This window comes from Methylobacterium sp. J-072, assembly GCF_022829425.1.
Classification (GTDB): domain Bacteria; phylum Pseudomonadota; class Alphaproteobacteria; order Rhizobiales; family Beijerinckiaceae; genus Methylobacterium.
The window spans coordinates 12,537-34,708 of the sequence record NZ_JAKSYK010000146.1; the positions used below are offsets into that span (position 1 = coordinate 12,537).

General features: G+C 69.4%; 20 protein-coding genes. 9 read left to right on the plus strand and 11 right to left on the minus strand.

All coding sequences use genetic code 11. The features are described 5' to 3' along the window. Positions 1-23 precede the first annotated feature (23 nt). The 5 genes from MKK67_RS16600 (at position 24) to MKK67_RS16620 (ending at position 7,284) form a co-directional block, all read left to right on the plus strand. Positions 24-1,199 (plus strand): iron-containing alcohol dehydrogenase, encoded by a 1,176-nt coding sequence (locus MKK67_RS16600; protein WP_243966259.1) that lies wholly within the window; start codon positions 24-26, stop codon positions 1,197-1,199. A gap of 176 nt (positions 1,200-1,375) precedes the next feature. Beyond that, positions 1,376-2,203, plus strand: coding sequence for a poly(R)-hydroxyalkanoic acid synthase subunit PhaE (locus MKK67_RS16605; protein WP_243966260.1), 828 nt, complete (start codon positions 1,376-1,378; stop codon positions 2,201-2,203). Then, positions 2,196-3,326 carry a class III poly(R)-hydroxyalkanoic acid synthase subunit PhaC gene (phaC, locus tag MKK67_RS16610; RefSeq protein WP_243966261.1) on the plus strand — a complete coding sequence of 377 codons (1,131 nt, stop codon included), beginning with the start codon at positions 2,196-2,198 and terminating at the stop codon, positions 3,324-3,326. The genes MKK67_RS16605 and phaC overlap by 8 nt, the downstream gene beginning before the upstream one ends. Positions 3,327-3,806: 480 nt before the next feature. Next, positions 3,807-5,819, plus strand: a complete 2,013-nt coding sequence (locus MKK67_RS16615) for an acyl CoA:acetate/3-ketoacid CoA transferase (RefSeq protein WP_243966262.1) — start codon at positions 3,807-3,809, stop codon at positions 5,817-5,819. After that, a complete protein-coding gene (locus MKK67_RS16620) occupies positions 5,812-7,284 on the plus strand; it encodes an NAD-dependent succinate-semialdehyde dehydrogenase (protein ID WP_243966263.1) in 1,473 nt (490 codons plus the stop codon). The genes MKK67_RS16615 and MKK67_RS16620 overlap by 8 nt, the downstream gene beginning before the upstream one ends. A gap of 103 nt (positions 7,285-7,387) precedes the next feature. On the opposite strand, the gene MKK67_RS16625 is transcribed toward MKK67_RS16620, so the two are convergent. Further along, the gene (locus MKK67_RS16625) at positions 7,388-7,975 is read right to left on the minus strand and encodes a sugar O-acetyltransferase (RefSeq protein WP_243966264.1); all 588 of its coding nucleotides are present in this window, start codon (positions 7,973-7,975) and stop codon (positions 7,388-7,390) included. Between the two features lie 138 nt (positions 7,976-8,113). Between MKK67_RS16625 and MKK67_RS16630 the strand changes: the two genes are divergently transcribed. Beyond that, entirely contained in the window at positions 8,114-8,656 is a 543-nt protein-coding gene (locus tag MKK67_RS16630; protein WP_243966266.1) for a TetR/AcrR family transcriptional regulator, read from the plus strand. Positions 8,657-8,673: 17 nt separating this feature from the next. Here MKK67_RS16630 and MKK67_RS16635 read toward each other — a convergent pair whose 3' ends face one another. Further along, a complete protein-coding gene (locus MKK67_RS16635; protein ID WP_243966268.1) occupies positions 8,674-9,333 on the minus strand; it encodes a response regulator in 660 nt (219 codons plus the stop codon). A gap of 152 nt (positions 9,334-9,485) precedes the next feature. Next, positions 9,486-10,049 carry a TetR/AcrR family transcriptional regulator gene (locus MKK67_RS16640; protein WP_243966270.1) on the minus strand — a complete coding sequence of 188 codons (564 nt, stop codon included), beginning with the start codon at positions 10,047-10,049 and terminating at the stop codon, positions 9,486-9,488. Positions 10,050-10,157: 108 nt separating this feature from the next. On the opposite strand from MKK67_RS16640, the gene MKK67_RS16645 reads away from it, so the two are divergent. Further along, positions 10,158-10,946: an SDR family NAD(P)-dependent oxidoreductase gene (locus tag MKK67_RS16645; RefSeq protein ID WP_243966273.1), complete on the plus strand. Its 789-nt coding sequence runs from the start codon at positions 10,158-10,160 to the stop codon at positions 10,944-10,946. Positions 10,947-11,012: 66 nt separating this feature from the next. On the opposite strand, the gene MKK67_RS16650 is transcribed toward MKK67_RS16645, so the two are convergent. Together MKK67_RS16650 and MKK67_RS16655 are read right to left on the minus strand one after the other, a co-directional pair. After that, positions 11,013-11,264 (minus strand): hypothetical protein, encoded by a 252-nt coding sequence (locus MKK67_RS16650; RefSeq protein WP_243966275.1) that lies wholly within the window; start codon positions 11,262-11,264, stop codon positions 11,013-11,015. A 272-nt stretch (positions 11,265-11,536) separates the two neighbouring features. Next, positions 11,537-12,457 carry a LysR family transcriptional regulator gene (locus tag MKK67_RS16655; RefSeq protein ID WP_243966277.1) on the minus strand — a complete coding sequence of 307 codons (921 nt, stop codon included), beginning with the start codon at positions 12,455-12,457 and terminating at the stop codon, positions 11,537-11,539. Between the two features lie 108 nt (positions 12,458-12,565). Between MKK67_RS16655 and MKK67_RS16660 the strand changes: the two genes are divergently transcribed. Further along, positions 12,566-13,561, plus strand: a complete 996-nt coding sequence (locus tag MKK67_RS16660) for an aldo/keto reductase (protein WP_243966278.1) — start codon at positions 12,566-12,568, stop codon at positions 13,559-13,561. Positions 13,562-13,842: 281 nt separating this feature from the next. Here MKK67_RS16660 and MKK67_RS16665 read toward each other — a convergent pair whose 3' ends face one another. The 3 genes from MKK67_RS16665 to MKK67_RS16675 all read right to left on the minus strand — a co-directional run bounded on the left by MKK67_RS16665 (position 13,843) and on the right by MKK67_RS16675 (position 17,939). Further along, positions 13,843-14,994 carry a M20 family metallopeptidase gene (locus tag MKK67_RS16665; RefSeq protein WP_243966280.1) on the minus strand — a complete coding sequence of 384 codons (1,152 nt, stop codon included), beginning with the start codon at positions 14,992-14,994 and terminating at the stop codon, positions 13,843-13,845. A 15-nt stretch (positions 14,995-15,009) separates the two neighbouring features. After that, positions 15,010-16,836, minus strand: coding sequence for a glutamine--fructose-6-phosphate transaminase (isomerizing) (gene glmS, locus MKK67_RS16670; RefSeq protein WP_243966281.1), 1,827 nt, complete (start codon positions 16,834-16,836; stop codon positions 15,010-15,012). Positions 16,837-17,006: 170 nt separating this feature from the next. Next, entirely contained in the window at positions 17,007-17,939 is a 933-nt protein-coding gene (locus MKK67_RS16675) for a bile acid:sodium symporter family protein (RefSeq protein ID WP_243966282.1), read from the minus strand. Positions 17,940-18,042: 103 nt separating this feature from the next. Here MKK67_RS16675 and MKK67_RS16680 point away from each other — a divergent pair, with 103 nt between their 5' ends. Beyond that, on the plus strand, positions 18,043-18,324 hold the full coding sequence (locus MKK67_RS16680; RefSeq protein ID WP_243966283.1) for a hypothetical protein: 282 nt from the start codon (positions 18,043-18,045) through the stop codon (positions 18,322-18,324). A 219-nt stretch (positions 18,325-18,543) separates the two neighbouring features. Here the strand turns inward: MKK67_RS16680 and glmU are convergent, their stop codons facing one another. The 3 genes from glmU to MKK67_RS16695 all read right to left on the minus strand — a co-directional run. Continuing rightward, a complete protein-coding gene (gene glmU / locus MKK67_RS16685; RefSeq protein ID WP_243966284.1) occupies positions 18,544-19,920 on the minus strand; it encodes a bifunctional UDP-N-acetylglucosamine diphosphorylase/glucosamine-1-phosphate N-acetyltransferase GlmU in 1,377 nt (458 codons plus the stop codon). A 78-nt stretch (positions 19,921-19,998) separates the two neighbouring features. Next, a complete protein-coding gene (gene rpoN, locus MKK67_RS16690; RefSeq protein WP_243966285.1) occupies positions 19,999-21,570 on the minus strand; it encodes an RNA polymerase factor sigma-54 in 1,572 nt (523 codons plus the stop codon). A gap of 348 nt (positions 21,571-21,918) precedes the next feature. Beyond that, positions 21,919-22,172: helix-turn-helix domain-containing protein (locus tag MKK67_RS16695; protein ID WP_243966286.1), on the minus strand; the 254-nt coding region annotated here is incomplete at its 5' end.

Genomic DNA, 22,172 nt, shown 5'->3' on the forward strand with positions numbered 1-22,172 from the left:
CGGCACGACAACAGGGCAGCGCGATGAATCCGTTCACCTTCCAGACCACCCCGAACGTCCTGTTCGAGGCCGGCGCCTCCAAGAAGCTGCCGGAGATCGTCGGCACCTTCGGCGCCAAGCGCGTCCTGCTCGTGACCGACAAGGGCGTGCGCAAGGCCGGCCTCACCGAGGCCGCCGAGTCCGCCCTAGCGGCGGCCGGCATCACCATCGACGTCTACGAGGACGTGGTCGCCGACCCCCCCTCGACAGTGATCGAGGCGGCGGCCAAGCGGGCCCGGGAGCTGGGGACGGACTTGGTCCTGTCGATCGGCGGTGGCTCGGCGCTCGATACCGCCAAGCTGGTCGCCTACCTGGCGAAGTCCGACGAGTCGCTCGATTCGATTTACGGCGTCGGCCTCGCCAAGGGCGACCGGCTGCCGCTGATCCTGGTGCCGACCACCGCGGGCACCGGCTCCGAGGTGACGCCGATCTCGATCGTCACGACGCCGACCACTGAGAAGAAGGGCGTCGTCGCGCCCAAGCTCCTACCCGACTGGGCGGTGCTCGATCCGGAGCTGACGCTGGGCCTGCCCGCCCCCGTCACGGCGGCGACCGGCATCGACGCCATGGTCCACGCCATCGAGGCGTTCACCAGCAAGAACAAGAAGAACCCGATCTCGGACCAGCTCGCCAAGCAGGCGCTGGCCCTGCTCTCGGCCAATATCCGCACCGCCTGCTCGGACGGCCGCAACCTGGAAGCGCGCTCCGGGATGCTGCTCGGCTCGATGCTCGCCGGCATGGCCTTCGCCAACGCGCCGGTGGCGGCGGTGCATGCCCTGGCCTATCCGGTCGGCGCGATCTTCCACGTCCCGCACGGGCTCTCCAACGCCCTGGTGCTGATGGGGGTGATGCGCTTCAACCTGTCCCACGCCGAGGCGCTCTACGCCGAGCTGGCGCCGATCCTGGATCCGGCGGCCGCTGACCTGCCGCCGGCCGAGGCGGCCGCGCGCTTCGTCGAAAGCCTCGACGCGATCTGCCGCGACTGCAAGGTCCCGGCTTCGCTGGCCGAGGTCGGTGTCGCGCAGAAGGATCTGGAGCGGATGGCCACCGACGCGATGAAGCAGACGCGGCTTCTCGTGAACAATCCCCGCGAGGTCACCTACGACGACGCCTACGCGATCTACAGCGAGGCGCTCGGCGAGGCGCGCCCGGCGGCCTGATCCCTGGAAGGCTTCCGACCCTCGACCTCCTCCTTCGAGGCCGAACGATCTCCGATCGTCCGGCACCTCAGGATGAGGAGGCTGGGTTGGCGTTCGGTGGGGTCCGACGGGCACACGTTGGATCAAAAAGCTCATACCGGCATCGCAAAGCCGGACCGGCTGGGAGAAACGCCGTCATGGACCAGTTCGACGCGTTCAAGGCGATGGGCGAATTCTGGGCCCGGGCCGGCGCGGGTTTCCTGTCTCCCGGCGCCACGCCGGGCTTTACCTGGCCGACCCCGCCGCAGACCGATCTCGCCAGCCTCGCCACGGCGCAAAGCCACCTCGCCCAGGCCTGGGCCTCGGCGACCGCCCTGTCGCAGACCCTGACCGCGTCGCTGCAGGGCGGCGCCTCTGCGCCGGACCCGACCGCCGGGGCGGTGCTGGCAAAGATCTTCGATCCGCAAGCCTGGCTCGGCGGCTCGGCCGAGTTCGACGCGGCGCTGACCCGGATGTCGGAAGGTCCGCAGCTCGCCGACCTATGGCAGACCGAGCGGCGCTATGGCGCGCTGTTCACCGCCTGGGCGGCGCTGCGGCGGGCGCAGGCCGAGCATCAGGCGGTGATGCTGAACGCCTGGACCCGGGCGGCCGGCACCTTCGCCAAGGAGGCCAATGCCCGGGCCGACCGCGGCGAGGGGTTCAGCTCCGCCCGCGAGATGATGACCCGCTGGACCGAGACTGCCAACGCGGTGCTGCTGGAGGTCCAGCGCTCCGAGGCGTTCCTGGCCTCGCAGCGGGTGGTGCTGAAGGCGTCGACCGACCTGCGGCTCGCCCAGCAGGACCTCTCGGCCTTCCTGTCCGACTTCTACGGGCAACCGACCCGGGCCGAGCTCGACGACGTGCACAAGAGCCTGACCGAGCTGCGCCGGGAAGTCCGCGCCCTGCGCCGGGAGCGCCGGGAGGCCGCCCGGGTTTCGAAGATGAACGGCACGGTCGCGCAGGAAGCGGAGACGGCCCATGGCTGAGCAGGAAGTCCCGAAGGCCCCCGTCGCTCCGCTGCCTCTCAACCCTGCCGAGATGATGGCCGAGGTCGCCGAGCTGGGCCGCCGGATCAGCGCGGGTGCCAAGCTGTTCTCGGACGTGCGCGACGCCGACGTGCAGATCGCCACCACGCCCAAGGACCTGGTCTGGAGCCAGGACAAGGTCTCGCTCTACCGCTACCGGCCGCTGGCCGAGAGCAAGGGTTTGCCGCCGGTGCTGATCGTCTACGGGCTGATCGGTCGCTACACGATGGCCGACCTGCAGGAGGACCGCTCGCTGGTCCGCAACCTGCTCAATCTCGGCCTCGACCTCTACGTGGTCGATTGGGGCAATCCCGGCCGGGCCGACCGCTACGTCACCATCGACGACTACGTCGACGATTATCTCGCCGAATGCGTCGCCTTCGTCGGTGCGGCCGCGGGGCGCGAAACAATCAACCTGCTCGGGATCTGCGAGGGTGGCGTCTTCACCACCTGCTACGCGGCGCTCTACCCGGAGCGCGTCAACGCGATGGTGCTGACGATCACGCCGATCGATTTCCACGCGGATACGGGCGAGACCCGGGCCGGGCACGGTTTCATCAATCTCTGGACACGCTCGCTCTCGCCCGAGGATATCGACCGCCTGATCGACGCGCAGGGCTCGCTGCCCGGGGCGTTCATGGGCTCGGTGTTCTCGATGATGACGCCGATGCGGACCATGACGAAGTACAACCTCGACTTGCTCGACGCCCTCGACGACAAGAAGAAGTTCTTGAACTTCCTCCGCATGGAGAAGTGGATCGCCGACCGGCCGGACCATCCGGGCGAGGCCGCCAAGCAATGGCTCAAGGACCTCTATCAGGACAACAAGCTGGTCCAGAGCACCTTCGTGCTCGGCGGCCGCACGGTCGACCTGAAGCGCATCGCCTGCCCGGTGCTCAACGTCTTCGCCCAGGACGACCACATCATCCCGCCGGCGACCTCCCAGGCGCTCAAGGACAAGATCGGCACTGACGACTACACCGAGCTCGGCCTGCCCGGCGGCCATGTCGGCGTCTTCGTCGGCGGCAAGGCCCAGAAGTTGCTGGGCTCCGGCATCGCCGACTGGCTGGGCGCGCGTGGGTAGGCTGATGCGCGGCCACAGGGAAGCCGCGGGGTGCAGGTTCGTGGATGAGAAACGCGCCGCTTGTCCCCCTCCCCCCTCTGCGGGGGAGGGTACCCTGCGGAGCAGGGGGGGAGAGGGGCAGCGCGACGGTGGTGGATATGACGCCCGTTGCGACCATTCCGGCAGCGTCGCTCCCCTCTCCCGACCCGGCCTGACGGCCGGCCCACCCTCCCCCGCAGAGGGGGGAGGGAGGACGCGCGGATCCCGCGCCACATTGCGGGCCAATACCGTCGGCCGATCCGGATCTCTCCCTCATCCTGAGGCGGCGGCGCGCAGCGTCGCCCTCGAAGGAGCCCTCCAGGGATCGCAGCGGCCTCTGGAGGGCTCCTTCGAGGCCGAACGATCTGCGATCGCCCGGCACCTCAGGATGAGGGTGATGGGTGGGATCGGCCGGTGCTCCGATCGCGATGATGTCCGATTCCAGGCTCCGAGGATAACCGCATGGGCAGCCTGAAGAACAAGATCGTCAGTGCCGACGAGGCGCTCGCCATCCTGCAGGACGGCGACATGGTCGCGGTCTCGGGCTTCGTCGGCATCGGCACGCCGGACGAGCTGATCCTGGCGCTGGCCCGGCGGTTCGAGGCCGGCCACGGGCCGCACGGGCTCGGGCTGATGTTCGCGGCCGCGCCCGGTGACGGCAAGGAGCGCGGCCTCAACCGGCTGGCGATCCCCGGGCTGGTGCGCCGGGTGGTCGGCGGCCATTGGGCGCTGGTGCCCAAGCTCGCCAAGATGGCGATCGACGGCCAGATCGAAGCCTACAACCTGCCGCTCGGGGTGGTGTCGCATCTCTACCGGGAGATCGCGGCCCACACGCCGGGCCACATCACCAAGGTGGGCTTACGCACTTTCGTCGATCCGCGACTCGAAGGCGGCAAGCTCAATGCGGTGACTCATGAGGACCTGGTCAGCGTGGTCGAGCTCGGCGGCGAGTCGTGGCTGCACTACAAGGCGTTCCCGGTGAACATCGCGCTGATCCGCGGCACCACGGCGGATCCGGCCGGCAACATCACCATGGAGCGCGAGGCGCTCACCCTCGACAACCTCGCCGCTGCCATGGCGGCCAAGAACTCGGGCGGCTTCGTCATCGCCCAGGTCGAGCGCCTGGCCGAGGCCGGCTCGCTCGCCCCCCGCGAGGTGCAGGTGCCGGGAATCCTGGTCGATTGCGTGGTGCTGAGCCAGCCGGAGAACCACCGCCAGACCTACGGCACCGCCTACAACCACGCCTTCACGGGCCGCCAGCGCGTGCCCCTCGACCGGATCCCGCCGATCCCGCTCGATGCCCGCAAGGTCATCGCCCGACGCTGCGCCTTCGAGCTGCCGCCGGGCGGCGTGGTCAATCTCGGCATCGGCATGCCCGAGGGGGTCGCCGTGGTGGCCGCCGAGGAGCGGGTGCTGAAATACCTGACGCTCACCGCCGAGCCCGGGGTGATCGGCGGCCTGCCGCAGGGCGGGCTCGATTTCGGCGCCGCGCTGAACCCGGCGGCGGTGCTGCACCAGAACCAGCAATTCGATTTCTACGACGGCGGCGGCCTCGATCTCGCCTGCCTGGGGCTCGCGCAATGCGACGCCGAGGGCAACGTCAATGTCAGCCGCTTCGGCAAGCGACTCGCAGGTGCGGGCGGCTTCATCAACATCTCGCAGAATGCGAAAAGCCTGGTCTTCGCCGGCACCTTCACGGCCGATGGGCTGGAGGTGGTGGTCGAGGGCGACGGCATCCGGATCGTCACCGAGGGGCGCTCGAAAAAGTTCATCGCGGCCGTCGAGCAGGTGACCTTCTCGGGCGCCTACGCGGCCGAGCGCGGCCAGCCGGTGCTCTACGTGACCGAGCGCTGCGTCTTCCGCCGGACCAAGGCCGGCATGGAACTCGCCGAGGTCGCCCCCGGGGTCGACATCGCGCGGGACATCCTCGGGCAGATGGGTTTCACGCCGATCGTGCAGGACCCGAAGCCGATGGATCCCCGGCTGTTCCGCGACGCCGTGATGGGGCTGGAGCCCTGGCTCCTCGGGCTCTCCCTGTCGGAGCGAATCAGCTACGATCGGGAGCGCAACATCCTGTTCTCGAACCTCGAAGGTTTTCAGGTCCGGACCATCGACGACGTGGAACTGGTGCGCCGGGAATATGAGCGCGCCTGCCAGGAAATCGGCCGCAAGGTCCACCTGATCGCCAATTACGACGGGTTCGAGATCGACCCGACGGTGAGCGATGCTTATTTCTCAGCGATCGCCTATCTGGAGAACCGGTACTACGAGACGGCATCGCGCTACACCACGAGCGCGTTCTTGCGATTGAAACTCGGTGCCTCGTTGGCGAGCCGCGATCTGGCTCCGCATGTCTTCGAGACAAAAGCCGAGGCGCAGGCGAGGAATACGGCCCAGAGCGTGCCCCTCAAGTCGCGGACGGCCCTGTCTCAGCCGGACAGGCCGCAGCCGCCGAAGGAACCGTTGAATGCCTGAGTCCGATACACTCACCCTGAAGGACCGCGCCCTCCTGGTCGAAGCCTGCCTGATCGGCGGGGAATGGTCGAAGGCCGGGTCCGGCACCATCGAGGTCACCAACCCGGCCACCGGCGCGGTGATCGCCCGGGTGCCGAATGCCGGCGCCGAGGAGACCCGCCGGGCGATCCAGGCAGCGCACGACGCCTATCCGGCCTGGCGCGCCAAGACCGCCAACGAGCGCGCCGTGCTGCTGCGCAAGCTCGCCGCCCTGGTCACCGAGAACCAGGAGGATCTGGCCCAGATCCTCACCGCCGAGCAGGGCAAGTCGCTCGCCGAATCCCGCGGCGAGGTCGCGATGTCGGCGGCCTACGTGCTGTGGTTCGCCGAAGAGGCGCGGCGCGTCTACGGCGACGTGATCCCCTCCCCTTGGGGCGACCGCAAGATCCTGGTGACCAAGGAGCCCGTGGGCGTGGTCGCGGCGATCACCCCGTGGAACTTCCCGTCCTCGATGATCGCCCGCAAGATCGCTCCGGCGCTGGCGGCCGGCTGCCCGATCGTGATCAAGCCGGCCTCCCAGACCCCGCTCTCGGGCCTCGCCTGGGGCGTGCTGTGCGAGAAGGCCGGCTTCCCAGCCGGAACCGTCAGCATCCTCACCGGCTCGGCCCGGGCCATCGGCGGTGAGATGACCGGCAACCCGCAGGTCAAAAAAATTACGTTCACCGGCTCTACCGAGGTCGGCAAGGTTCTGCTCGAGCAGGCCTCGCACACGGTGAAGAAGGTCTCGATGGAATTGGGCGGCAATGCCCCCTTCATCGTGTTCGACGACGCCGATCTCGACCGGGCGGTGGCCGGTGCGATGCTCGCCAAGTACCGCAATTCCGGTCAGACCTGCATCTGCACCAACCGCTTCCTGGTGCAGGACGGGATCTACGACGCCTTCGCCGACAAGATGGCCGAGGCTGCCAACCGCCTGAAGGTCGGCAACGGCATCGACGAGGGCGTTGCCCAGGGGCCGCTGATCGACATGGCCGCGGTGGAGAAGACCGAAGCCCATATCCGCGATGCCGTCGAGAAGGGCGGCCGGGTGGTCGCCGGCGGCCATCGCCACGCGCTGGGCGGCCAGTTCTTCGAGCCGACCGTGATCACCGGCGCGACCCCCGACATGGCGGTGGCCCGGGAGGAGACGTTCGGGCCGCTGGCGCCGCTGTTCCGGTTCCGCGACGAGGCGGAGGCGATCCACATGGCCAACGACACCGAGTTCGGGTTGGCCTGCTACTTCTACACCCGCGATCTCGGCCGCACCTTCCGGGTCGCCGAGGCGCTGGAATACGGCATGGTCGGCATCAACGAGGGGATCATCACCACCGAGGTGGCGCCCTTCGGCGGCGTGAAGGAATCCGGCCTCGGCCGCGAGGGCTCCTACCAGGGCATCGAGGATTATCTGAACACCAAGTACCTCTGCGTCGGCGGCCTCGGCGCCTGAGCGGCGCCGCCCTCCGCGACCCGCGCGTTCTATCCCGGGGCCGGCCCCGGGATAGAACGGCCAGAGTCCTGCGCCGCAGTTGCAACCGGCTCGTCCCTAATCCTCAGGGCGCGGATCCGTAGGATTGCCGCTCGTCGTCGCTGATCGCGCGGATCACCCGGCACGGATTCCCGGCGGCCAGGACCCCGTCCGGCACGTCGCGGGTGACCACGCTGCCGGCGCCGATCACCGTGCGGGACCCGATGGTCACGCCGGGCAGGATCAGGGCGCCGCCGCCGACCCAGACATCCGACCCGATCTCGATCGGCTTGCCGTATTCCTGGACCCGGCGCAGGGCCGCGTTGGTGGGGTGCAGGGGCGTCAGGATCTGAACCGCCGGACCGAACAGGGTGAAGCTGCCGATCCGGACGCGGCAGACATCCAGGATGACGCAGTTGAAGTTGAAATACACCCGCTCGCCAAGCTCGATGTTCGACCCGTAGTCGCAGAAGAACGGCGGCTGCATCCAGACCGTATCGCCGCCGACCCCGAAGATCTGCTGGCACAGGTCCCGGCGCAGGGCCTCGTCGGCATCGCGCGTGGCGTTGAGCTGCTGGCAGAGATCCCGCACCCGGGCGCGGGCCGCGACCAGTTCGGGATCGAGCGCGTCGTAGAGCTCGCCCGCCAGCATCTTCTCGCGTTCGGTCCGCATCGGCATCCTCCCCGGTTCAGGTTTGCGCCGAAGCCGGGATCGGGAACTTCCGAGCCGTCTCGGCGATGCGTACATATGTACGCATCGGGTGCGGATGCCAACCCGCTCTGAACCGGTCGTCCCTCTCAGGAGCCTTGTGTGCCCTCGTCCCAGCGCCGCTACGACCCGGACCGCCGCGCCCGCATCGTCCAGGCGACCCTCGACGTCATCGCCGAGCACGGCGTCGCCGGGACGACGCATCGCCGGGTCGCGGCGGCGGCCGACGTGCCGCTCGGCTCGATGACCTACCACTTCTCCGGCCTGGTCGAGTTGATCACCGAGGCCTTCACCCTGCTGGCCGATACGGTGTCGGCGCGCTTCACCGAGCGGCTGGCTGCGGCCTCGAACCGCGAAGAGGCCTGCGAGGCCGTGGTCGATCTCATCGTCGACGACAGCTGGGCGACGCCGCGCAACATGCTGCTGAGCTACGAGCTCTACGCCTTCGCCGCCCGCAACCCGCCGCTGCGCCTGGTCATGCAGGCCTGGATGGAGAAGAGCCGCGCGGCCCTGCGGCAGCATTTTTCGGCCGATACGGCGAAGGCCCTTGACGCCTTGATCGAGGGCCTGTCGATCCATCGCTCGGTCGATGTGGAGCCGATGGATCGCGCCGAGGTCCGCGCCCTGGTCGAGCGCGTGGCCTGATACGAAATCCGGGCCTGTCAGGCCGGATGGGCGTTGTGGATCCGGTCGAAATCGAGCGCCGCCGTGTCGATCACGATCTGCGTCCGGCTGATCACCTCGAGCTTGCGCAGGATCTCCGAGACATGGGCCTTCACGGTGGAATCGCCGACCTGAAGCTCGTGGGCGATCTGCTTGTTCAGCTTGCCCTGGCGGATCATCATCAGCACCCGCAATTGCTGCGGCGTGAGCCGGGCGAGGCGCTCGGCGAGCGGCGCCTTCTTCGTGTGCGGCGCCGGTGCGCTCGCCTCGGCGAGGCCGGGAGGCAGGAACAGGGCGCCGCTCATCACCTCGGCGATCGCCCGGGTCAGAGTGGTCTTGTCCATGGCCTTGGGCACGAAGCCCGCGGCCCCGTGCTGCAGGGCCTCGCGGACGATGCGCGGATCCTCATGGCCGGACACGATCAGGATCGGGATGCGCGGGAAGCGGGCCCGGATCGTGATCAGCCCGTCGAAGCCGGTGACGCCCCGCATCGACAGGTCGAGGAGCGTGAGGTCGATGCTCCGGTTCTCGGCCAGCACGGCGCAGGCCGGCTCGATCCCGTCGGCCTCGTGCAGGACGGCGTCCGGATGGGCGAGACGGATCGTGGCCGCCAGGGCATCACGGAACAGCGGATGGTCGTCGACGATCAGGAGATGCACGGACGGTGCGGTTCCTCGAGCGAGATCCAGATGCGGGGCCCACTGGATGCCTGAAAACTGATCGATGCGGCCCCCCAGCGCAAGCGGGTGCTGAGAGCGCCACTCGGGTGGGCCCCACCCGGATGTTGCGTCCGGCCCCGACGCGGGCCGGCTCATTCGGCCGCCCCTGCAGGTAATGCCCGGGCGATCCAGGCGCGGGTCTGCGCCAGCACCTCGTCCGACAAGTCCGGATCGTCGCTCATCCGGGCAAAGATCATCGCGCCGACCATGGCGGCCCAGCTTCCGATCGCGGCTTGGCGGGCGGCCTCCGAATCCGCCGCATCGGCGCCGTCGGCGAGCCGGGCGATCTGCCGGCGCAGGCCCTCGGTCATCGCCGCCCGCGCTACGGGCGCCTGCCGGATCGTCTCTGAGACGAGCGCCGCCACCGGGCAGCCGCCTCCGGGATTGTCGCGATGGCCGGGGCTGAGATAGCGCGCCGCGTAGTCGGACATCGCCGTCGGCTCGGGCTCCGGAGCCACCACCAGTTCGGCCAGTGTCGCGGCGATCAGATCGTCCTTCGACCGGAAGTGGCCGTAAAAGCCGCCATGGGTGAGGCCCGCCTCCCGCATCACCTCGGCCACCGTCACCGCCTCGAAGCCGCGGGCGCGGAACAGCCGCCCGGCCGCTTCGAGGATCCGGCGCCGGTTCTCGACCATCTGCTCGCGGCTGACCTTCATGTGCGCAATCTCACGCCCGCGGGACGAGGCTCGCTTGACCTCAATCATGATCATCATCATGTTTGCGATACATGATGATGATCATGTTTAGAGATAGGGATTTCGCCCATGTCCAGCAAGCCTGCCGTCCTCGTCACCGGTGCCTCCTCGGGCATCGGCGCGGTCTACGCTGACCGTTTCGCCCGGCGCGGCCACGATCTCGTCCTCGTCGCCCGGAACGGCACGCGCCTGGAGGCTTTGGCCGAGCGCCTGCGCCGGGAGGCCGGCGTCACGGTCGACATCCTCCAGGCCGACCTGACCCGGCCGGCCGACCTCGCCGCGATCGAAACGCGCCTGCGCGAGGATGCCCGGATCGGCGTTCTGGTGAACAATGCCGGCGCGGCGCTCGCCGGCGGCTTCGTCGGACAGGGGTCGGATCAGATCGCTGACCTGATCGCCCTCAACGTCACCGCCCTGACGCGCCTTGCAGCCGCGGTGGCACCCCGCTTCGTCGCGGCCGGAAGCGGGACCATCGTCAATATCGGCTCGGTGGTCGGCTTCGTCCCGGAATTCGGCATGGCGGTCTACGGCGCGACCAAGGCCTTCGTGCAGTATCTCAGCCAAGCGCTCCACACCGAGCTCGGGCCCAAGGGCGTCTACGTGCAGGCGGTCCTGCCGGCCGCGACCCGGACCGAGATCTGGCAGCACGCCGGCATCGACGTGAACGCCCTGCCGGCGGTCATGGAGACGGACGCCCTGGTCGACGCCGCCCTGGTTGGCTTCGACCGGCGCGAGACCGTGACCATCCCGCCCCTGCCCGACGCGTCGCAGTGGGACGCCTTTGACCGGGCGCGGACCGCCATGATCCCGAACCTCGGCCAGGCCGAGCCGGCGGAGCGGTATCGCACGGCTGCGTGAGACGGCTCGGGGGCGGAGCGCTCTATACGGCAACCGCCCCCGCCCAAGCCCGAACAGCCACCCTCATCATTCAGAGCGTTCGGAGCCGACGACGGAGTGACCTGAGTTGTCTAGGCGGCTCTGAACGGATTCCGATTGCCCTGCGATCCAGGCTGGCCAGATCGCATCCACCGCTGATAGCGCCGACGTCCCGCCAGGAAGTTGCGCTACGGGTTCGAGACCCTTGCGGTAGCGAGGGTCCGTGAGCGGCGTGACGATCACGTCCGCAGCCGAGAACTGATCGGCCGTCACATCGACGATCGCGCTGTCGGTGCGCACCCAGGCATGGCTGTTCCAGGACAGCCCGTCAAAGAAGCCGCATTGGCCCCCGGCCGTTGGGACACCGCTCGCGATCGTGGCGCAGATCTTCGCGTGGATGAGCGCCCTTTGGACGAAGAGACTGGACCGGACGCAAGTCCACTGCGACGCGCAGGTCGGACGAGGCGGTCCCCATCGCTCGTGCCACGCAGGCCAATGCGATTCGAGGAAGATCCGCGCCGCATGCGCAATCCGATGAAGCTCGGTCTTCGAACCGGAATCGGAGTTCGACCTCACGCAACCGCCCCCGGCGATCGTGCGCCCACCCCCTCGGCCCGCACGAAATCGAGGAACGCCCGGAGCACCGGCCGCATCAGCTGGCGGCACGGGTAGTAGAGGAAGAAGCCCGGAAAGCGCGGGCACCAATCCTCCAGCACGCGGACCAGCCGGCCTGATGCGAGGTCGTCGGTCACCTGCGCCTCGAACAGGTAGGCGAGGCCGGCCCCCATCCGGGCCGCCTCTGCGATGAGGCGCATGTCGTCGAGGATCAGGCTTCCGGAGACGGAGACGGCCAGGGCCGCGCCGTCCTTCTCGAGGTCCCAGCGGTAGAGGGCGCCGCCGGTGAATCGGCGGTTGATGCAAATGTGATCGTGCAGATCCTGCGGCGTCATCGGCTGCGGCCGATCCGCGAAATACGACGGCGCCGCGACGATCGCCGCGCATTGCGCCGGCCCGAGCGGGACCGCGATCATGTCCTGCTCTAGGCTCTCCTCGAACCGCACTCCGGCATCGAAACCTTCCGCCACGATGTCGCGCAGGTCGTCCTGCGCCCGGATCTCGATCGCGACATCGGGATGCGCGTGCGTGAACGACACGGCGAGCGGCAGCAGCAGCATCTCGGCGGCCGAGTGCGGCACCGAGAAGCGCAGCGTCCCCGAGAGCCGCTGCTGCGCGGCGGTGGCGGCCTCGACCGCCTCGGCGATCGCCGCCAGCGCCGGTTCGAGCCCGTCGAGCAGGCGCTGTCCGGCCTCGGTCGGGGCGACGCTGCGGGTGGTCCGGGCCAGGATCCGGATTCCCAGGCTCGCTTCGAGGCCGTTGATCGCGTGGCTCACCGCCGAGACGGACAGCCCGAGATCGCGGGCCGCCCCGCGAAAGCTGCGGCGGCCCGCAACAGCGGCGAAGATCGAGAGGGCGGGGAGATCGGTGCGTTTCACTGTTGCGCCGGATAGGACAGGCTGCGCTGCAAAACACGGATTATCCTATCGCGGGCATCTGCGCAGAGTCCGGGCGGCTTCGGCCAGGCGACTCACAGGGAAAGTCACATGCAACAGCGTCGACTCGGTTCCGAACTCTCCGTTTCCGCCCTCGGCCTCGGCTGCATGGGCATGAGCTTCGCTTATGGCGGCCAGCCGGAGGCGGAGGCCATCGCCACGCTGCGCCGGGCAGTCGATCTCGGCATCACCTTCTTCGACACCGCCGAGATGTATGGGCCGTTCGAGAACGAGACGCTGGTCGGGAAGGCCCTGGCGCCGGTCCGCGACCAGGTCGTCATCGCCACCAAGTTCGGCTTCAAGATCGCCGAGACCGGCCAGGGCCGGGACCGCATCATCGGCGTCGACAGCCGGCCCGAGCATGTCCGCGCGGTCTGCGATGCCTCGCTGCAGCGCCTCGGCGTCGAGGTGATCGACCTGTTCTACCAGCACCGGGTCGATCCGGCGGTGCCGATCGAGGACACGGTCGGTGCGATGGCGGATCTCGTGCGCGCCGGGAAGGTGCGGACGCTGGGCCTGTCCGAGGCCGGCGCGGCCACGATCCGGCGCGCCCACGCGGTCCACCCGATCGCAGCGGTGCAGAGCGAATACTCCCTGTGGAGCCGTGAGCCGGAGGCGGTGGTGCTGCCGACCTGCGTCGAGCTCGGCATCGGCTTCGTGCCCTACAGCCCGCTCGGCCGCGGCCTGCTCACCGGGGCGATCCGTGACCGCGGCAGCCTTGCAGAGGACGATTTTCGCCGGACCCTGCCGCGCTTCGAGGCCGAGAACCTCGCGGCCAACCAGAGGCTGATCGACGCCCTCGCGACCCTGGCGGCCGACAAGGGCGTCACGCCGGCGCAGCTCGCCCTGGCCTGGGTGCTCCACCGCGGCGACGGCATCGTGCCGATCCCCGGCGCCCGCAAGATCCGGCACCTCGAAGAGAACGCCGCCGCGGCCGAGATCGTGCTGAGCGCGGACGACCTCGCCGCCATCGACGCGGCGATGCCGCCCGAGGCGATCAGCGGCCGCCGCTATACAGACGCGGCGCTGGCTTTGGTCGAGGGCTGAACGCGGGCCTGAAGAGCGATGACGCACCGCTGCCCCGAGCCCGACAACGAGGGGCACGGCTCGAAGCGAGGCTGACGACGGCACTCCCATCCTCGACCTCATCCTGAGGAGCCCGCGTCAGCGGGCCTCGAAGGAGCCCTCCAGAAGGCGCTTGGCTGGCTGGAGGGCTCCTTCGAGGCCGGGCGATCTGTGATCGCCCGTCACCTCAGGATGAGGAGGAGATTTGGATTCTCGGTGTCCGTCAACGTCCTGCGACCGAGATCACGCGGTCGAACACATGTTCAAGCCGCCGCGATGGTCTCGGCGATGGCGCGCGCCCGCGGGACGAGGCTCGCGATCTCCAGATATTCCTCGGGCGAGTGCGCCTTGCCGCCGACAGGCCCGACCGCGCAGAGGGTCGGGCAGCCGACGCTGGCGGTGAAGCCGGAATCGGCGCAGCCGCCGGCGAACTCGCCCGCGATCTGGGCGCCATGCTGCGCGCTGACCCGCGCATAGGTCTCGAACAGCGCGCGCGAGGCGTCGTCCTGCACGAGCGGCAGGAACTCGCCCTTGATGGTCAGCTGTGCGCGGGTGTCCGGTACGGTCGAAGCCGCGACGATCGCGGCGATCCGGCTCATGGCGGCGTCGCGATCGGGCGGCGTGACGTAGCGCAGGTCGATCTCGCAGGTCGCCCGAGGCGCCACGGTGTTCACCGACTGGCCGCCCGAGACCAGCCCGACATTGACCGTGATGCCGCGGTCGAGATCGGTGATCGCGTGGAGCGCGATGATCTTGTGGGCGAGTTCCCCGATGGCGCTGCGCCCGTCGGCGTAATTGCCGCCGGAATGGGCGGCTCGGCCGTGGACCTCGAGGTGCATGAACACGCCGCCCTTGCGGCCGGTGACGACGTTGCCGGTCGGGCGGCCGGGCTCGGCGTTCAGCACCGCGCGGGCGCCGCGGGCGGTCTCCTCGATGATCGGCCGGCAGGCCGGCGAGCCGATCTCCTCGTCGCTGGTGAACAGGCCGACCAGCGGCACCGGCGCGCCGCCGGCCCGGTGGAAGGCGGCCAGCACGAACGCGTTCATCACCAGCCCGGCCTTCATGTCGGCGACGCCCGGCCCGTAGGCGCGGCCCTCCGCGATCCGGAACGGCCGGTGGGCGACCTCGCCTTTGGGGAACACGGTGTCGCGATGGCCCATCAGCACGATCGGCCGGTTGGCACCCCCGGAGCCGGCGACCTGGGCCTTCAGCGCGTCGCCGTAATCCTCCACCGGGATGGTGGTGACCGAGACGCCGTGCTCGGCCAGGAAGAACGCGAGGCGGGCGCCCACCGCATCGACCCCGGCCTTGTCGTAGGAGCCGGAATCGATGTTCACCAGCTCTTCGAGCAGGGCCAGCATCGCGCCCTCCTGCCCTTCGAGCCAGCGGATCGCGGCGGCGTCTCTCTCGGTCATCGCAAGTCTCGGCGGCTACTCGACAGTGACCGACTTGGCGAGGTTCCGGGGCTGGTCGACGTCTTTCCCCATGAACACCGCGGTGTGGTAGGCCACCAGCTGGATCGGCACCGCGTACACGATCGGTGCCACGGTGGCGTCGAGATCCGGCATGGTCACGGTGGCCATCGTGTCGAGGCCGTGCTCGGCCGCGCCCTTGGCGTCGCCGATCAGCACGATGCGCCCGCCGCGCGCGGCGACTTCCTGCATGTTCGAGACCGTCTTCTCGAACACCGCGTCGTGGGGCGCGATCACGATCACCGGCACGCTCTCGTCGATCAGGGCGATCGGCCCGTGCTTCAGCTCGCCGGCCGCGTAGCCCTCGGCGTGGATGTAGCTGATCTCTTTCAGCTTCAGCGCGCCTTCCAGCGCCATCGGGTAGCTGGTACCGCGGCCGAGATAGAGCACGTCGCGGGCCTTCGCGACGTCCCGGGCCAGGAGCTCGATCTCCGATTCCCGGGTCAGCGCCTCGGCCATCAGGCCCGGCGCCTTGATCAGCGCGTCGACCAGCCGGCGCTCCCCCGCCTCGTCCAGCGTGCCCCGCGCCCGGCCGGCCGCGATGGCGAGGCACAGCAGCACGGTGAGTTGGCACGAGAACGCCTTGGTCGAGGCGACGCCGATCTCGGGGCCGGCGAGCGTCGGCATCACCACGGAGGATTCCCGCGCGATGGTCGAGGTCGGCACGTTGACGACGCAGAGGGTGTGCTGGCCCTGGCTCTTGGCGTAGCGGAGCGAGGCCAGGGTGTCGGCGGTCTCGCCCGATTGCGAGATGACGAGCGTCAACCCGTCCTTCTCCAGGGGCGCCTCGCGGTAGCGGGCCTCCGAGGCGACATCGATCTCCACCGGCAGGCGCGCGATCTGCTCGAACCAGTAGCGCGCCACCAGCCCGGCATAGAACGCTGTGCCGCAGGCGGTGATGTAGACCCGACTGAGCTTGGCGAAATCGAAGGGCAGCGCCTCCGGCAGCATCACCCGGCCATTCGCCATGTCGACGTAGTGGGCGAGCGTGCGGCCGACCACTTCGGGCTGCTCGTGGATTTCCTTCGCCATGAAGTGGCGGTACTCGCCCTTGTCGATCCTGTAGGCCTGCGTGGCGATCTTCTGGCGCGGGCGCTCGACGCGGGCGCCGGACTGGTCGCGGATCTCGGCGCTGTCGCGGGTCAGGATCGCCCAGTCGCCCTCGTCGAGATAGGTGATCGCGTCGGTGAACGGGGCCAGCGCCAGGGCATCCGAGCCGAGATAGGTCTCGCCCTGGCCGAAGCCGACCGCGAGCGGCGCGCCGTGGCGGGCGCCGATCAGCAGGTTCTCCTCGCCGGAGAAGATGAAGCCCAGCGCGAAGGCGCCGCGCAGCCGCGGCAGGGCGGCGGCGACCGCATCGACCGGGCTCATCTGCCGGTCCATGTTGCGGCTGACCAGCTGGGCCACGACCTCGGTGTCGGTCTCGGTCTCGAAGACGATTCCGTCCGCCTCCAGCTCGTGCTTCAGCTCCCGAAAGTTCTCGATGATGCCGTTATGGACGACGGCGAGGCGCTTGGTGGCGTGCGGGTGGGCGTTGGTCTCGTTGGGCCGGCCATGGGTCGCCCAGCGGGTGTGGCCGATGCCGATCGTACCGGTGAGCGGCTCCTGAACGAGCTTGGCCTCCAGGTTGACGAGCTTGCCCGAAGCGCGGCGACGCTCCAGGCGCCCGTGCTCCAGGGTGGCGATGCCGGCGGAATCGTAGCCGCGGTATTCGAGCCGCCGCAGGGCCTCGATCACCTGCCCCGCCACCGCGTCGCGCCCGACGATGCCGACGATGCCGCACATGGGATTGTCTCTCGCTCTGAGGCCGGGATCGCCGCGCGGACGCGCCGCGCAACAAGGTCCGGGCCGTTCGCTCATGCCCAAGCCAAGCGGGACTTGTACCGGATCAGAGCCGCGCAGGGCCAGCCCCGGCCGAACCGATGCTGATGTGCGCAGTCGCCTCGGCGGTTCTCCTATGAGGGCGCGGTCCCGCGCGTGGCGATGGCTGCGTTCCGTCCCGACCAGTGACTGGCGAGTACCGAGCCCGACAGGTTGTGCCACACGGAGAAGACCGCGCCCGGCAGAGCAGCCAGCGGCGAGAAATAGAGCTTGCCCAGCGTTGCCGCGAGACCGGAATTCTGCATGCCGACTTCCAGGGCCAAGGTTCGGCAGGTGCCCTCATCGAAGCCCAGCAGGCGCCCGCTCCAGTAGCCGCAGACCAGACCGGCTCCGTTGTGCAGCACCACCGCCAGCAGCACGAGTGGGCCGACGGCGGCGATGCTCGCCCGGCTGCCGGCCACGACGGCGCCGATGATCAGCAGGATCGCGAGCATCGACACGGCGGGCAGAGCCCGCTCGATGCGCCCAACGAGGCGCGGAGCGACCCGGTTGAGCGCCAGCCCCAAAGCTACCGGCGCGGCCACGATCTCCACGAGGCTGGCCAGGAGCCCCGCCACGTCCACCGGCACGGCGGCGTCGACGTAGAAGCGCACCAGCAGCGGCGTCGCCACGAGACCCACCAGCGTCGACGCCGTGGCGATCGTCACCGACAGCGCGACATCGCCACCGGCGATGTAGACCATCAGGGTGGAGCTCGTGCCGCTGGCGACGCTGCCGACCAGCACCATGCCGGTCGTGAGCTCGGTGCCCATGCCGAGGGCGTGGGCGATGGCCCAGGCGGCGGCGGGCATCACGAGGTAGTGGACGACCACGCCGGCCGCCACCGGCGCCGGCCGGGCCAGGATCCGGCCGAAATCCGCGGGCGTCAGCGTCACGCCGAGGGCGAACATGATCACGGCCAGCAGGATTGCGACGTGCGGGAGCACCGGCAGGAACACGTCCGGCGCGAAATAGGCCGTGGCCGCGGCCAGGACGGCGCAGACGGGAAACAAGCGGTTGAGCAGCATCGTGCGGGCCGATGTCCGGGAAGGCGGCCGTGTCCCAGCTGCGTGAAGGCGCGTCAAGCGCAGGCGTGCCCGCGGGCATCTCGGTTATGCGTAGGTCGCGTCCATGACCGCGACGGCTCTGCTCAGCTTCGGCATCCGCGGCGGCAGCCAGGGCGATCTAAGTGCAATCCACGTCCTTTCCATGATCGTACTCACCCAGGCTCCGATGCTGGCTTGGCATGCCCGCCTGCGTCGGGTGGATGCCCATCGCTACACAGTGTTGTCGCTGATTACGGGGGCTCTCTTGAGCGCTTGGTTTTTCACGTTTCCGTTCGGGCGCATGCTTGGCCGCTGGCTTTTTGCCTGGAGCCGTTCCCGATCGCGCTGCGATCGGGAACGGCTCTAAGTCCTTGATTCAACGCGATCGCTGACGCCGAACCAAAATCCACTTCGGCGGCGAGCGCTTGAATCGATCGAGATGAGGCGGAAAACGGAACGTCCGCTTCCTCAGGGAAAGCCAAGGTCCGTCGGCACTCCGAGCCGAAAATGCCGGGCGACCGAGATGGGTCGCGATCGATTATCGCACGATCGAGCTGATCGAGAGCAGGTCCCGGATCTGCGTGCCTCAACGCCCCCCGCGCAAAGCCTTTTCGGCGAGCAGTGCGGCCCGCTTCAGCTTCGCCCATCCGGGCTTCACCGCCTGCCGGCCGCGGGCGACCGCCATGGCGTCCGCCGGCACATCGTCGGTGATGACCGAGCCGGAGGCCACGTAGGCCCCCTCCCCCACGGTGACCGGGGCCACGAGCGCCGAGTTCGAGCCGATGAAGGCGCCGGCGCCGATCGTGGTCCGGTGCTTGAGCACGCCGTCGTAATTGCAGGTGATCGTGCCGGCGCCGATATTGGCCTTCGCGCCGATCTCCGCGTCGCCGAGATAGGTGAGGTGCGCGGCCTTGGCCCCCGGTCCCATCCGGGCATTCTTCAGCTCGACGAAGTTGCCGAGTTCCGCGCCCGTCTCCAGGACGGCATGGCCGCGCAGGCGCACGAACGGCCCGATCTTGACGCTCGCCTCCAGGGACGTGTCGGTGAGGTGGGCGAAGGCCCGCACCGTGCAGCCGTCCCCGACCCGCACGCCCGGCCCGAACACCACGTGGGGCTCCACCACCACGTCGCGTCCGAGGATCGTGTCGTGGCTGAGAAAGACCGTTTCGGGAGCGATCAGCGTGGCGCCACCCAACATCGCGCTGCGGCGCAGCCGGGCCTGGATCGCGCCCTCGGCGACGGCGAGCTGCACCCGGTCGTTGACCCCCTGCGCCTCCGCCTCGTCTACGGGCACGACCGTGACCGAGAGCCCTTCCGCGACGGCGAGCGCCACCGCGTCCGGGAGGTAGTATTCGCCGGCGGCGTTGTCGTTGCCGATGCGCCCGAGCAGCGTCAGGGCGTGTTGCCCCGAGAGGGCCATCAGCCCGGCATTGCACAGGGTCACGGCCCGCTCGGCCGCGCTCGCGTCCTTCTCCTCGCGGATCGCCAAGACGCGGCTGCCCTCGGTGAGCACCCGGCCGTAGCCGGTCGGAGTCGGGCTCTCGAAGGCGAGGACCGCGACCGCCGCGCCCTCCGCCAGCGGCGCGCGAAGTCGTAAAAACGTCTCGGCGCTGATCAGCGGCGTGTCGCCGAAGGCGATGACCACGTCTTCGTCCGGCGCTTCGAGCACGGCCCGGGCGGCCAGAACCGCGTGGGCGGTGCCGAGCCGCTCGGCTTGCGGGAACACCTGCGCGCCGGGCGCCTCCCGGGCGATCTCGGCGGCGACATCCTCGCGGCCGGGCTCGGCGACCACGGCGATCCGGCCGGCGCCCGCCGCCTGCACGGCGGCGAGGACGTGGCCGAGCATGGTCCGACCGGCGATCCGGTGGAGCACCTTCGGCAGGTCCGAGCGCATCCGCGTGCCCTTCCCGGCCGCGAGCACGATGGCGGTGAGGCTGCGCGGGGGCTTGGCGGAAGGAGTCATCGCGGGTCCGGGCGTCGTGATTCGGCGCGCGACCGATGGGCCGGACGACGGCGCGGCGCAAGACCGTCCCGGCCGATCTCAGCGCAGGGCGAGCGCGCCGTGATGGGCGGTGCCGTGGGCGTAATGCTCCCGGCGGCGCTCGATCGAACTCGGGATCCGCAGGGATTCCCTGTACTTCGCCACGGTCCGGCGGGCGATGTCGACGCCCTCGCTGCGCAGCTTCTGCACCAGCGCGTCGTCGGACAGCACGTCGTCCGGCGTCTCGCCGTCGACTAGCTGCTTGATCCGGTGGCGCACCGCCTCGGAGGAATGCGCCGCCATGCCGGCCGCGCCCGGGATCGCCGCGGTGAAGAAGTATTTCATCTCCAGGGTGCCGCGGCTGGTGCCGATCGCCTTGTTGGAGGTGACCCGGGACACGGTCGATTCGTGCATGCCGATCGCCTCGGCCACGGTCTTCAGGTTCAGCGGGCGCAAATGCGTGACGCCGTGGACGAAGAACCCGTCCTGCTGGCGGACGATTTCGGTGGCGACCTTCAGGATCGTGCGGGCGCGCTGCTCCAGGGAGCGGGTCAGCCAGTTGGCGTTCTGCAGCGCCTCGGAGAGGAAGGCTTTGTCGCCCTCGGCGGAGGCGCCGCGCACGACGCGAGCGTAGTAGCTCTGGTTGACCAGCACCCGCGGCAGGGCCTCGCCGTTGAGCTCGACCAGCCAAGACCCGTCCGGTGCCGCGCGCACGAACACGTCGGGGATCAGCACCTCGACGCCGCTCGATCCGAAGGCCCGCCCGGGCTTCGGGTCGAGCCGGCGGATCTCGCCCAGCATCTCGACGAGGTCCTCGTCGTCCACGCCGCAGAGGCGGCGCAGGGCGCTGAAATCGCGCTTGGCAACAAGGTCGAGGCGCGAGACCAGGGCCTGCATGGCCGGGTCGAACCGGTCGCGCTCGCGCAGCTGGATCGCCAGGCACTCGGCCAGGTCGCGGGCGGCGATGCCGGGCGGGTCGAAGCTCTGGACCAGGGTCAGCACCCGGGCCACCGTGGCGACCTCGGCGCCTAGGCGCTCGGCCACGCCCTCGACCGTCTCGCGCAGGTAGCCGGCCTCGTCGACCGCGTCGATCAGGAAGCCGCCGATCAGCCGATCGGTCGGATTGCGGGTCGCCAGGTCGAGCTGGCTAGCGAGGTGATCGCGCAGGGAGATCTCGGCCGTCAGGGCGGCCTCGAAATCGGGCGCGTCGGAATCGAAGCTGCCGCCGCTGCTGCCATAGGGGGGCGGCGTCAGCGAGAGCATGTCGCCGCCCGATGCTTCCTGCACCTGCGTGGGGGCGTCGTCCGGGAAGACGTTGTCGAGCCGCGTATCGAACTCGGTCTCGATTTCGCCGCGGCTCGGATTGAGCTCGGAGGGCTGCCACGAATCGGGGTCGGCCGCGTCGAAGGACTCGCCGGACGCCTCGTTCGACGGACCAGCGGCCTCGGCGTCGCCGGTCGCAGGGCCCTCGGATTCGGCGCGTTCCAGCAGCGGATTGCGCTCCAGCTCGGCCTCGACATAGGCGGCGAGATCGAGGTGCGACAATTGCAGGAGTTTGATCGCTTGCAGGAGCTGCGGCGTCATCACCAGGGACTGGCCCTGACGCACTTCCAGCCGTTGCACCAAACTCATAAGAGGCCCCGATGCCCTTTCAGCGTGATTGACCAGCCGCGCTACATTGCATTCGGCATGGTTATTGCTTGTCGTGCCTTGTCACCTGTAAACCGATCTCTAGCGCGCGTCAAAGCGCGTCGACGCGCATCGGTGTTGGCAAGTGCCCGAGCGGACCGAGCGCGTGGTGCGTTGGCCACACCGAAATCGCCGCTCAGTTTCGGGCCTAGGCTTTAAGGAAACGCTTCGCGCACGCCGCCGACGCGCCGGTGCCGCCCATCCGCTCGGAACCGCGTCGATTCCGCGCCCGTCAGCATGCCCGCCGGGCGGCGGCTCCGCAATGTCGGGCGGGCCTCGATCGGCTGTGCGTCAACCCTTGGCGAGGAGCCGTTCGTACTCGGCCTCGGCCGGCCCGTAGGCATCCCCCGCTAGGTCCTCGAGCTTGTCGCGGTCGGTCACGATGATTCGGCCGCGCCGGGCCCGGATCATGCCCGCGCCCTCCAACACATGCGTCGCCGTCGTGACGCCGGGCCGCCGAACGCCGAGCATCATCGCCAGGAACTCGTGCGTGAGGATCAGCTCGTCCTTCTGCAGCCGGTCGTGGGTCATCAGGATCCACCGCG

Coding starts and splice junctions, on each gene's coding strand:
- MKK67_RS16600 (WP_243966259.1), top strand. CDS start 24: ATGAATCCGTTCACCTTCCAGACCACCCCGAACGTCCTGTTCGAGGCC.
- MKK67_RS16605 (WP_243966260.1), top strand. CDS start 1,376: ATGGACCAGTTCGACGCGTTCAAGGCGATGGGCGAATTCTGGGCCCGG.
- phaC (WP_243966261.1), top strand. CDS start 2,196: ATGGCTGAGCAGGAAGTCCCGAAGGCCCCCGTCGCTCCGCTGCCTCTC.
- MKK67_RS16615 (WP_243966262.1), top strand. CDS start 3,807: ATGGGCAGCCTGAAGAACAAGATCGTCAGTGCCGACGAGGCGCTCGCC.
- MKK67_RS16620 (WP_243966263.1), top strand. CDS start 5,812: ATGCCTGAGTCCGATACACTCACCCTGAAGGACCGCGCCCTCCTGGTC.
- MKK67_RS16625 (WP_243966264.1), bottom strand. CDS start 7,975: ATGCGGACCGAACGCGAGAAGATGCTGGCGGGCGAGCTCTACGACGCG.
- MKK67_RS16640 (WP_243966270.1), bottom strand. CDS start 10,049: ATGAAGGTCAGCCGCGAGCAGATGGTCGAGAACCGGCGCCGGATCCTC.
- MKK67_RS16645 (WP_243966273.1), top strand. CDS start 10,158: ATGTCCAGCAAGCCTGCCGTCCTCGTCACCGGTGCCTCCTCGGGCATC.
- MKK67_RS16660 (WP_243966278.1), top strand. CDS start 12,566: ATGCAACAGCGTCGACTCGGTTCCGAACTCTCCGTTTCCGCCCTCGGC.
- MKK67_RS16665 (WP_243966280.1), bottom strand. CDS start 14,994: ATGACCGAGAGAGACGCCGCCGCGATCCGCTGGCTCGAAGGGCAGGAG.
- glmS (WP_243966281.1), bottom strand. CDS start 16,836: ATGTGCGGCATCGTCGGCATCGTCGGGCGCGACGCGGTGGCGGGGCAG.
- MKK67_RS16675 (WP_243966282.1), bottom strand. CDS start 17,939: ATGCTGCTCAACCGCTTGTTTCCCGTCTGCGCCGTCCTGGCCGCGGCC.
- MKK67_RS16680 (WP_243966283.1), top strand. CDS start 18,043: ATGACCGCGACGGCTCTGCTCAGCTTCGGCATCCGCGGCGGCAGCCAG.
- glmU (WP_243966284.1), bottom strand. CDS start 19,920: ATGACTCCTTCCGCCAAGCCCCCGCGCAGCCTCACCGCCATCGTGCTC.
- rpoN (WP_243966285.1), bottom strand. CDS start 21,570: ATGAGTTTGGTGCAACGGCTGGAAGTGCGTCAGGGCCAGTCCCTGGTG.